The organism is Psychrobacter sp. NPDC078929, from assembly GCF_050267985.1.
GTDB lineage: Bacteria > Pseudomonadota > Gammaproteobacteria > Pseudomonadales > Moraxellaceae > Psychrobacter.
Map to the genome: position 1 here is coordinate 167241 of NZ_JBNNFX010000004.1, position 11798 is coordinate 179038.

The 11798-nt window shown below is 42.7% G+C and carries 9 protein-coding genes; 7 read left to right on the plus strand and 2 right to left on the minus strand.

Annotated elements, in window-relative coordinates; translation table 11 throughout:
- The first annotated feature begins 67 nt into the window (after window positions 1-67).
- From ACQKCG_RS04135 to ACQKCG_RS04155, 5 genes are all read left to right on the plus strand, one after another.
- A complete protein-coding gene (locus ACQKCG_RS04135) occupies window positions 68-652 on the plus strand; it encodes a type IV pilin protein (RefSeq protein ID WP_166739230.1) in 585 nt (194 codons plus the stop codon).
- Window positions 652-1095 carry a type IV pilin protein gene (locus ACQKCG_RS04140; RefSeq protein WP_134292385.1) on the plus strand — a complete coding sequence of 148 codons (444 nt, stop codon included), beginning with the start codon at window positions 652-654 and terminating at the stop codon, window positions 1093-1095. The genes ACQKCG_RS04135 and ACQKCG_RS04140 overlap by 1 nt, the downstream gene beginning before the upstream one ends.
- A gap of 337 nt (window positions 1096-1432) precedes the next feature.
- Complete coding sequence (locus ACQKCG_RS04145; protein WP_134292386.1) at window positions 1433-1951, plus strand: pilin; 519 nt, start codon at window positions 1433-1435, stop codon at window positions 1949-1951.
- 221 nt (window positions 1952-2172) lie between these two features.
- On the plus strand, window positions 2173-3282 hold the full coding sequence (locus tag ACQKCG_RS04150; protein WP_227543665.1) for a serine hydrolase domain-containing protein: 1110 nt from the start codon (window positions 2173-2175) through the stop codon (window positions 3280-3282).
- Window positions 3283-3372: 90 nt separating this feature from the next.
- Window positions 3373-3858: a pilin gene (locus ACQKCG_RS04155; protein WP_134292401.1), complete on the plus strand. Its 486-nt coding sequence runs from the start codon at window positions 3373-3375 to the stop codon at window positions 3856-3858.
- 118 nt (window positions 3859-3976) lie between these two features.
- On the opposite strand, the gene fdxA is transcribed toward ACQKCG_RS04155, so the two are convergent.
- A complete protein-coding gene (gene fdxA, locus ACQKCG_RS04160) occupies window positions 3977-4300 on the minus strand; it encodes a ferredoxin FdxA (RefSeq protein ID WP_101205516.1) in 324 nt (107 codons plus the stop codon).
- Between the two features lie 206 nt (window positions 4301-4506).
- A complete protein-coding gene (gene mutS / locus ACQKCG_RS04165; protein WP_134292388.1) occupies window positions 4507-7611 on the minus strand; it encodes a DNA mismatch repair protein MutS in 3105 nt (1034 codons plus the stop codon).
- 454 nt (window positions 7612-8065) lie between these two features.
- On the opposite strand from mutS, the gene secA reads away from it, so the two are divergent.
- Together secA and ACQKCG_RS04175 are read left to right on the plus strand one after the other, a co-directional pair.
- Complete coding sequence (secA, locus tag ACQKCG_RS04170; RefSeq protein ID WP_134292389.1) at window positions 8066-10867, plus strand: preprotein translocase subunit SecA; 2802 nt, start codon at window positions 8066-8068, stop codon at window positions 10865-10867.
- Between the two features lie 241 nt (window positions 10868-11108).
- Complete coding sequence (locus ACQKCG_RS04175) at window positions 11109-11642, plus strand: hypothetical protein (protein ID WP_134292390.1); 534 nt, start codon at window positions 11109-11111, stop codon at window positions 11640-11642.
- Window positions 11643-11798: the final 156 nt, after the last annotated feature.

Here is an 11798-nt window from a genome sequence, read left to right on the forward strand (position 1 = left end):
AACTGTTTAATATCAGTATTTAATAATGAAAAATAACTTAACCTACATTGATAATGAGACAGTAAACATGACTAAGTTGCATATAAAGAAAGCAGAAAATGCGACAGTGCGTAACGATATGCATGGTTTTACGCTAATAGAAATGTTAGTTGTACTCATTATTCTATCTATATTGGTCGCAATCGCCATACCAAGCTATCGTCAGTACGCTGTACGCAATGCTGAAAATGAGGTACAAGCGAAAATGCTACAGTTAGAGATAGAACTAGAGCGCTGGCGAGCTAAGTCGTTAACTTATCAAGGGTTCCAACCACGAATCATAAATAGCTCTAACAATACAGTGACTTATGGTTATGCAGATAGCCCTGCAACAAACAAGACTATCTATGTACCAGATGGTAGTGATGCCAGTAATTATCGATACAAGATTACGCTCGTCGATGGCGATACTCCCGCTAACTCACTAGTAAATACAGCAGTAAATGCTACAGGGCGCACATGGAAGATGATTGCCGAACCCGAAGATTCAGGTATAACTACTTACGCCAGTAGAATGATGATGAATAGTGCAGGTCTACGTTGTAAAAACACTAGCAAGAGTACTTTCGATGAGACCAATGCTGACTGCGATACAGGTCAAGAGGAGTGGTAATGAATAAATATCGTAAACAATCACTATCAGCTTCTACCAGTCAGTCAGGCTTTACACTCGTAGAGATAATGATAGTCGTTGCTATCATTGCTATTCTCGCAGCCATCGCCTTTCCTAATTATCAGCAATATGTCATAAAGACAAAGCGCACGGACGCTATGAGCGAAATGCAGAACATAGCATCGCAGCTCGAAAGTCGTAAGTTAGCACAAGGCACTTATAGTAATGCATTGATTACAGGATTAGGCGGTAACTTTCCTAGGCAGGGGCCGACACTCTATGTTATTACCTTTAGCCCGAATCCACTGACATCCGAGTGGGTCATTACAGCAACACCTCAAGCCAATACTCAGGTCATCAACGATGGCACACTGACGTTGAGTTATCAGAACGTGAAGTGTCGAGATAGTATTTGCGGTACAGGCGATGAATGGAATCAGTAACATTTTTTGTGACTACTATATTCATCATCATAGATAATGACAAAAAATGTCAGTTAAGGTTACCATATACTTACCGTTGTAATGTTAAATGACAATTTTTAGTAGGTTAATAGAAACATTGACCATAAGTTTTAGGGTAGTTTAGATAATAATTGTCTTTTTAATGTCAATATCAGGAACCATAGCCTTATTTTAGTTATGAAAATAATAATTTCATGATTTTGGCACGATACCTGCAATAATTATAGTAAGAAAGAAATTTATTATATCCCTAAAGATAAAATGCGACTGTGTTAACAACAGCCACTTATCTTTATATACCCCTAAAGGAGTTCTTATGAACACTGCTCAAAAAGGTTTTACCTTAATCGAACTCATGATCGTCGTTGCGATCATCGGTATCCTAGCTGCTATCGCTATTCCTCAGTATCAGACTTATATTGCCAAGTCACAAGCAAGTCGTGTGATGGGTGAAACTTCATCTATCAAAACAGCTGTTGAGGACTGTGTATTATCAGGAAAGGTTAGTAGTGGTACTGCTGCTGCTGATGCATGTACTGCTGCTGATTTAGGTCTAACAGCATCTAACATTCAAGCAGGAGCTGCTTCAACGGCTGCTGCTGTTGGAGGTAGCGGAGGCTTACCAAGCGTACTTATTAACACTACAGGTACAGCTTCTATCATCGCTACTTTTGGTCAAAATGCTTCTGCAGACTTGAAAGGTAATAAAATTGCATGGCAACGTGATGCTGCTGGTACTTGGAGTTGTCATACTGACTTTGGTACAGATAAAGCAAAATATAAGCCATCAGGCTGCGAAGGCACTACAGTGACAGCTGCTGGAGCTGGAGCTTAATAAGTAGCATAAAATTAGGTTAATCATCTGACGATATTATGGTAGTAATGGGTAAGCTGAGAGAAATCTTAGCTTACCTTTTTTTATAAGTTTGTTGTGGATATAATATAAGTAGCTTTGTCATGTTCTTAAATAAAATTGATATAAAATCAGTGTATACTAATTCCTTTATCCAACTTTTTTCTATAATAATAATAGTCCTATTCATTGTTTACTATCATGTGAACATATCAGCTCGCAATGTTTTATGGCTACAAACTTATCCTGTCCGTGCGCAACTTTCACTTGCTAATATAAAGTGCAGTGACAGTAGTCCGTTATGGCTTATAGATATCTTGAAATATCAAGTACGTAATAATGCCCCTTCCAATCAAATCGCCTATATCGACCCGCAAGGCCAGCTCCATCATTGTGAAAACGGCTATGTTGGCAAGTATCCGTTACTCTCTAATGCTGTGACTGAACAGACGCGCTTTCGCTTTGCCAGTGTCACTAAGCTGTGGACGTCGGATGCGATATTGTCGCTGATTAAAGACGGTAAATTATCGCTAGACACCAAGGTGTCGGACATCATAACAGAAATCAATAGCCCAAAAGATACCCGCATCAATGACATTACCATCGGTCAGCTGCTACTTCACCGTGCAGGGTTTGACCGCTATAGCGTATTTGGTCAAGATATGTTCGGTATTGGAAAGGACATTTGCCCCAATCATATTGAAGGCTTGAATGACATTACCTTAGGCTTTGACCCTGATAGCAAGACTAGCTATTCCAACCTTGGTTATTGTCTACTAGGTGAGGTAATTAGTCGGGCGAATAGTCATAAACCTTACACCGACATCATTGCACACCAATATGACTTTGCCAATACTAGCTTACGTTTTATATCTAACACTGCTATGCCGGATGAGGTATTTTACAACCATGTAGAGACAGGTCTGACGGGTTATGCGGATATCTATACGGCTTTTGATTATGATGGACTGGCATCAGCTGCTGGACTGTCTGGTAATGCGATAGAGCTTGCCAAGCAAGTCAAATCAATGGCAAATCAGCTTGCACCAAATATCTTGTCACTGGATGCTGAGGTATCTTGTGATGCCAGTCAAATAGCTGAGTGCTACGGCTATGCGATGCTGCCTTATCAGCCCACTGGCAAGTCTGCTACGGTATATTATCGCGACGGCAATCTGTTAGGACTGTCATCGCTCGTCGCAGTAGATGAGCAAGGCAGCGTATTGGCATTATTGAGTAACGGTACACCAAATACTGGTGTCGATCATAATGTCAAAATGATGCTTTATGAGCAGATGATAGCAGCGAGATAACTATCAATAAGTCGTATAAATAAAGCGTGATATTAAGCATGGCATAGATTGTGCTTAGTAAAGTTATAACTTTACAGAGTCTTATACTTAATGACTATATCCCGTTCACAGTCTGGCTTTACTCTTATAGAGCTCATGATTGTCGTTGCTGTCATAGGTATTTTGGCTGCGGTTGCCATTTCTCAGTATCAAATTTATGTATGCAAGACTCAAGCGATGAGAGTTATCAATGAATTGAGTCAACTTCGATTATCAGCAGAAGAGTGTTTGCAGACGGGCAGAACTGCTATTGGGTTAGGCAATGATGAATGTGATCCGCGTGCTACGCCTTCTAATTTAATCATAGGGGGCTCACAAGTGGGCGTAGTTTTACCTAATAATACAGGTGTGGCACAGATGACAAGTCCGCTGACTCTGACTACTAGTATTACTGCAATTGTATCCAATCAAGTTAACCCAAAACTGGCTGGTAAAAAAATAGAATGGTTGCGTACCAGTAGCGGATCGTGGAGCTGTAGTAGTAATATTGAAGCATTATATCTGCCAAACTCGTGTGACTACAATAATAGCCTATAATCATTTGTTCAATAAAAAAGCTAACATATTCTCTAAGCAATAAAAAACCACCTAACAGCATATCGCCATTAGGTGGTTTTTTATTGGTTCAGTACATTGAGTTATCTTAACGTATTACCTATCTCTCTAAATACTGAATCTTACCTTCCACGCCATCCCACTTTTCAGCTTCTGGCATTTGCCCTTTCATCTCAGTGATGTTTGGCCATTTTTGCGCTAACTCTTCATTTAGCTGCGTGAACATCTCTTGGTCTTTCGGCACCTCATCTTCTGAGAAAATCGCGTTGGCGGGACATTCAGGCTCGCATAGTGCGCAGTCGATGCACTCATCAGGATCGATGACTAGGAAGTTTGGGCCTTCATAAAAGCAGTCCACAGGACAGACTTCTACACAGTCGGTGTATTTGCAAAGAATGCAGTTATCTGTAACGACAAAGGTCATAGTGAGGTCTACCTGTTATTGGATTGGCTGATATAGTCAATTTCTTTCAAGAGAATTGTTGTGTCAGCCTTGCATGAAGTATTACTTATACCTCTGCGCTCAGCTGCATTGTAACTCTTTTAAATTAAATCAACTATAAGGGCTACATAGAATAGTTGGAAAATAAAGCGTATTTTAGCGCCTTTACTACGCTTTGACAATTCCCTTTAATGACTAATGATTTTCTTCAGATGATAAAGTAAATCATGCGCTTGCTTAGGTGTTAAGCTATCAGGATCAATCATGCTTAACTCATCTTGTAGGCTAAATAGCTGATTTTGTTTTGAATTATCCATTATGTCTGCCGCTTGAGTTGTTTCTTGATTGAGAGTGGCATCATTATAACTCTCTTCTCGTTTATCCTTTACTGACTTAGCTAATTCATTTTTATCATCAATAGTTTTTGCTCTATCTACGGTTGAATGGCCTAGCTGTAAGTTGTCTGCTAAATAGCGCTTAGCATCTTCTAGTACTTGGGTGGGAATACCAGCCATTTTTGCGACATGTAATCCAAAGCTAGAACTCGCTGCACCGTCTTTAATTTGATGCAATAGCAATAGTTGACCGTCGACTTCACTGGCTGCTACATGAACGTTACGGATATCAGCATGATGATTGCCAATATCATTCGTTAATTGGGTTAGCTCAAAATAGTGAGTGGCAAATAATGTCAGGCAGCCAATCTCGACTAGGCGATTGACACAGGCATGAGCAATGGCAAGACCATCAGTAGTGGCAGTACCGCGACCGACTTCGTCCATTAATACCAGTGATTTATTGGTTGCTTGATTTAAGATATTAGCCGTCTCGATCATCTCTACCATAAAGGTCGATTTGCCACCAGCCAAGTCGTCAGCTGAACCAATACGCGTAAAAATGCGGTCGATATCGCCGATATGCGCATGCTTAGCTGGCACAAAGCTGCCGCAATGCGCGAGCAGTACAATCAGCGCGGTCTGGCGCATATAGGTAGATTTACCACCCATATTAGGGCCAGTAATCAGAAGTAATCTTTCAGGGTGTTCATCACTACCTAATGTGCAGTCATTGGCGACAAAGTGGTTTGTACTTAACGAATTACCGTTCCTACTATTCGCATTCGTTTGATTCAATGCCGCTTCAACCACAACGTGACGACCTTGACTAATATCAATGTTGGTTTGATTTTTGGCCACCGATTCGCTTTGGTCTTTTGTATGTAGCCCCATGATTGGGCGCTGCCAGTTATACGTCATGGCAAGCTGGGCCCAATTGCTTAGCACATCTAATTGGGCGATAGCCGCGCTAAGCTGTTGTAGGTCAGCCAAGTGTTGGTTTAATTGATTTAAGAGCTCTTGATACAGCTGCTTTTCACGAGCTAATGCTAAGGACTGGGCACTTAGATATTCTGTCTCAACTTCCTTTAGCTCATCAGTGATAAAGCGCTCACTGCTTTTAAGCGTTTGTCGACGGATAAAGTGGGCAGGGGCATTCTTTGCCTGCATTTTGGGCAATTCAAAATAGAAGCCGCTAACTTTATTAAAGCCGACTTTTAGACTCGGTAATTGATTGTCTTGACGGGTACGCTCTAACATTTCGTCCAATGTCACTTGAATATTGTCATGCAAGTGGGTAAGACGATCAAGCTCTTCATCGTAGCCCGCCGCTAGCATTCCTCCATCGCGGATATGCGCAGGTGGTTCAATGACAATAGCGCGCTCGATTAATTCGGCGACGGATTGAACAGCAGGTAGTTGATCTGGCAATTGCTGCATTAGCATTGGTAGCAGGCCAGCGTCTTCATGACTGATACCTGATGTTGTCAATAGAGTAGTCAGCTGTGCGCTACTAGCGATACCCTCGGCAAGTTTACGCAAGTCGCGGGGCTTAGCGCTCATCAGACCGATGCGACTACTAATGCGCTCAACATCACCGATGGCATGTAGCGTCTCGCGTATGCTCGTGACCAGTGTATTCTTGGTTACGCTATTTGCTAATGTTTGCTCAAGATTGTTTGGTGCATGTTCTGTATTCAATAGAGATGCTATCGCGTCCAAACGCATATTGATACGTGAATGTTGACGAAGTGGGCGCTTCATTTGCTGCACGAGTAAACGCTTGCCCATCGGAGTCTGACAGTGATTCAGCACAGATATCAAAGAAGTACCATTGCTACTAACAGGGGTAAATAGCTCGAGATTTTGTTGGCTATTGGCATCGATAATTAGGTAGTCATCGCTGTACTCGACAATGAGTTGGTTGACTTGTGGCACGTGGCGTTGCTGAGTCTGACGCGCATAGTGGATAAGCGCCGCACAACTGGTTTGCGCAAGTGGCGCCTCAGCAATACCCAACCCATCGAGACGCTGGACTTCGAACTGCTGACAAAGCGTGTCACTGGCATGCTCACGATGAAAGTCATTGGCAGCGACTTCTATAATAGGGCAGTCCAGATTTTGCCGTAACCACAGTAGCCACTCTGTATCATTGCTTCCAATGCTGTCGCCAACGCCATCAATAAGCGCTTCACTAATGATGCATTCACTAGGTGCAAAACGCGCTAATACAGTAAGCATTTGAGTTTGCAAATTATCGATATCGTTTTTGTCTGCTATCAGCGTCTGGGTAGTCAGTGTACCCGCGGCCAAATCCATCTGGCTAACGGCTGCTTGTAACGTCTGGCTATTGTCTTGCGCTTTCATAGTCGCAATATCGATGGCGACCACAGTCGGCGTATGATTAGGTGCAATCAATGCGTCATCAGTAATAGTACCTGCCGTAAGCGTCTTAACCACTTCACGGCGCATGATGCTACCAGCAGTAGATTTACTTTTGTCTTTCTTTTGCTTGTCGCCCATTGCAGGGATATTAGACTTATTATCAGCGTTGCCAGTTGTTGATTCGTCAATTTGCTCACATACAACGACGGTCTGACCAGCCGCAATCAAGCGTGCCATATAGCTATCGGCTGCATGAAACGGTACGCCCGCCATGGCTATCGTGTTGCCTGCTTTATCCGTACCACGGCGTGTCAATGTGATATCTAGTATTTGCGCTGCCCGCTTAGCATCGTCAAAGAACAGCTCATAGAAATCACCCATCCGGTACAAGAGCAATGCTTGTGGATAGTTGGCTTTCATGGTTAGATATTGCACCATCATCGGCGTATGGTCTGCTAGGTTGTAGACGGCATCGCCTATACTTAAGCAGTCAGAGCTCTCTTGTTTTGAAAAGGGTTTTTCTGATGAATTAGAATTTGACGACTGATTTTGTCCAGATGGTTTTACGGTCATGCAGAATCTCTTATAGTGCTTTAATGAGTGGTAATGAGTATTTTATGATAGGGGTGCTAAAGGGTTATTTGTCTTATATATGGGTTTGATAGATAGCTTTGGCTTTATTAATAAGCCAGTTACTTATAGATAAATGGCCTAACGACAAATTTTGAGCCAAGATGCAGTAGTAGCAAGCGTATAAAAATCAAAATGTGAAAAATAATAAAGTCGCTGAAAAAGCTAAGAAATTTAACAAGGTATTCGCTATTTTAACACGTCCTACTAGGTTTTTACTGTGGCAAATATCTACTTGCTGCCCTTGTATCCATCAGCGTCATAACCATATATAATGACGGCACACTTAATTGGGCGATACTAAATTAGGTAGTACTTAGTCGGGTGATGACAAGGCAGAGAGCTAAGCTTTGGCTAATGCGCACTAATTATCGAATATTCCATAGGTCAAAAAATTATGTTATCAAAGATTATAGGCAGTGTAGTTGGCACTAAAAATGACCGCGAATTAAAACGCATGCGTAAAGTGGTCAGCAAGATCAACGCACGAGAGGCTGAAATACAAGCCCTGTCTGATGAGCAACTACAACAAAAAACTGAAGAATTTAAAGCACGCCATCAAAAAGGTGAAAGCTTAGATGCGCTATTGCCAGAGGCGTTTGCCGTCTGCCGCGAAGCATCATTGCGTGTCAATGGCATGCGTCACTATGACGTGCAGCTGATCGGTGGTATCACCTTGCACGAAGGCAAAATCGCTGAGATGAAAACGGGTGAAGGTAAAACCCTAATGGGAACCTTGGCCATGTACCTAAATGCGATCAGCGGTAAAGGGGTTCATCTGGTCACGGTCAACGATTATTTGGCCGCGCGTGATGCTGAGCTAAACCGTCCGTTGTTCGGGTTTTTAGGTATGACTGTTGGTGTGATTTACTCACAGCAGCCGCCACAAGAAAAAATCGAAGCTTATCAAGCTGACATTACCTATGGTACCAATAACGAATACGGTTTTGATTATCTGCGCGATAACATGGTCTTTAGTCTTGCTGAGAAAAAACAGCGCCCGCTAAACTTTTGTATTATCGATGAAATTGACTCAATCTTGATTGATGAAGCTCGTACGCCGCTTATTATCTCGGGTCAAGCTGAAGATTCATCACGCATGTACGCGTTGATTAATACGATTATTCCTGTGCTGATTCGTTCAAAAGACGAAGAAGCAAACAAGAATAACGAAGAAGAAGACTTCTGGATTGATGAAAAAAATCGCCAGATTGAGATCAGCGAAAAAGGCTATGAAAAAATCGAGCGCTTCTTAATCGAAGTGGGCGAGCTGGGTGAAAACGAAAGCTTATATAGCCCAAGTCGTTTGCCACTTTTGGCTCACGTTCAAGCTGCCATTCGTGCGCATCATGTGTTTGTCAAAAACGTTCACTATATCGTGGATGAAGGCGAAGTGGTCATCGTTGATGAAAATACAGGCCGTACCATGCCTGGTCGTCGCTGGTCAGAAGGCTTGCATCAAGCAGTCGAGGCGAAAGAAAACGTTGAGATCCAAGCAGAGAACCAAACGCTTGCCACCACGACCTTTCAGAACTACTTCCGTCTATATGACAAGTTATCTGGTATGACGGGTACCGCTGATACTGAAGCGGCAGAATTCAAATCTACTTACGATCTAGATGTCATTGTGATTCCAACGCATGAGCCGATTGCTCGTATCGATATGGATGACCAGATTTTCTTAACCAAGTTAGGCAAATACAAAGGCATCATTCGCGAAATTAAAGAAATTCAAGCCAAAGGCGCGCCAGTACTGGTTGGTACCGCGACGATTGAGGCCAGTGAAGAGTTGTCTTACTTGCTCGACCAAGAAGGCGTCAAACATAACGTTCTAAACGCCAAGCAGCATGAGCGTGAAGCAGAAATCATTGCACAGGCAGGTAGTCCAAAGTCAGTCACGATCGCCACCAACATGGCAGGCCGTGGTACGGATATTATCCTTGGTGGTAACTGGCAGTCGTTTATCGAAGATATCGATGCGGTTAGTCCAGAAGAGATGCAGCGTCTAAAATCTCAATGGCAAGTTAAACATGACCAAGTCGTAGCAGCGGGTGGTTTACATATCATCGGCTCTGAGCGCCATGAGTCACGTCGTATCGATAATCAGCTACGTGGTCGTGCTGGTCGTCAGGGTGACCCTGGTATGTCACGCTTTTTCTTATCGCTCGAAGATGATCTGATGCGTATCTTCGCAGGCGATCGTGTGGTCAATATGATGCGTGCGATGGGTCTCAAAGAAGACGAAGCCATCGAACATAAAATGGTCTCTAAATCGATCGAAAATGCGCAAGGTAAAGTTGAGAGTCGCGATTTTGATGCCCGTAAAAACCTATTGAAATACGATGATGTTGCCAATGAGCAGCGTAAAGTTATCTATGGTCAGCGTGATGATTTATTAGCAGAGATGGACTTATTAGAAGCCATCGAAGTGATGCATCATGAAGTATATAATGCGATGATCAATCAGTTTATTCCGCCTGGCTCTATTGATGATCAGTGGAATATTGACGGCTTAGAAGATGAGTTAGAAGACGAATTCAAAATCTCAATGCCGATTAACGATTGGTTGGATGAAGATCGCCGTCTGGATGAAGAAGGGCTGCGTGAGAAAATCGTTCAAACGGCGATAGATCGTTATCACAGTCGCCGTGAGCAGATGGGTGAAAAGGACGCTGCTCAGCTTGAGCGTCATTTTATGCTACAGAGTCTAGATAAGCATTGGAAAGAGCACTTAACGCAGATGGATCAGCTACGCAAAGGGATTCATCTGCGGGGTTATGCACAGAAAAACCCTGAGCAGGAATACAAGCGTGAGTCGTTTGAATTGTTCCAAATGATGCTTGGTGCGATTAAGTCTGAGACCGTACAAGACTTGTCACGTGTTCATATCCCAACCAAGGAAGAACTGGAAGCATTAGAAATTCAGCAACGTGAGAACGCTGCCCATATGCAAATGCAGTTTGAGCATGACGATGTAGATAACTTGGATAGCAATGCGAGTGGCTCAGCTGCCCAGCCGCAACCACAAAGCCGTAATCTAAATAGCGGTGCTGCCGCAGATGGCGTTGGTGCTGCTATCGCAGGTAACGGTAGTAATGCTAATGAACCAAACCCATATGCAGGTATGAATATCAGTCGTAATGCAGCGTGTCCTTGTGGCTCAGGTCTTAAGTACAAGCAGTGTCATGGTAAAATTTAGTCGTTAGTCGTGGCAAGTTATTAGCTATGTACTGAAATGCTGTTGTAGCAAGCTCTTACCTGAAAAAGCCCTTATCTTAAGTAGATAGGGGCTTTTTTATATCTGTTAGATAACTTATGCAAACTTAAAACTTGCTAGATTAAGACCAACAAACACTTTGTATTGATTACTTACAAATTCAGCATAGGCGTGAATTTATGGACACGCTATAGTGTTTAACATATTTATTTGGGAGAGTGTCATGAGTGTAGAATTCTTAAAAAAAGTACGCAGCTCAGTAGTTTTAACAAGTCTGTTGGCTGGTGCCTTGACGGTCAGTGCTTGTCAGCAACAATCAGAGCCAGAGTCGGGCATGGAAGAAGGGGCTAATACAGAAGAGTCCGTTCCAATGTCAGCGGAGCCCGCTGAACCTAGTGATGTTGTCGTCGATGCTGAAGACGCTTCGCTTAATGAAGTAGAAGGTGATACGGTTGCTTCTGTTAATAGTGGCGTGACACAGATACTGTATTTGTGCTCACCTGAGTTAAAAGTTGATGCAACCTACAAAGAAGAAACCAATCAAGTAGTGGTTGCAACTGACATGGGTACAGTAACGTTGAATCAAACCAATGAAGGTACTAACCCTGAAGTGTTTGAAGTGGCGACCGCAATTGATGGTGGTCAAGGATTCACACAGTGGCGTGTAGGGCATGAAGCTCGTAAAACTGGCGTCATGCGTACTGCGGGTGCAGATGAGTCAAATGTTAATACATTCGAGTGTAATGAAGCCTCATAGTTGGTCTTCAATACTGAGTAAGTGATAGGCATCAAAAAAGCAACGCTAAGATAGCGTGAGCCCATCCCGAATTCTGTGTAACTGCCATTTAGATTAAATGCCTGCTTATACGATCATCAAACATAATCATAAAGCGATTCAAAGCAGACGTCCAGT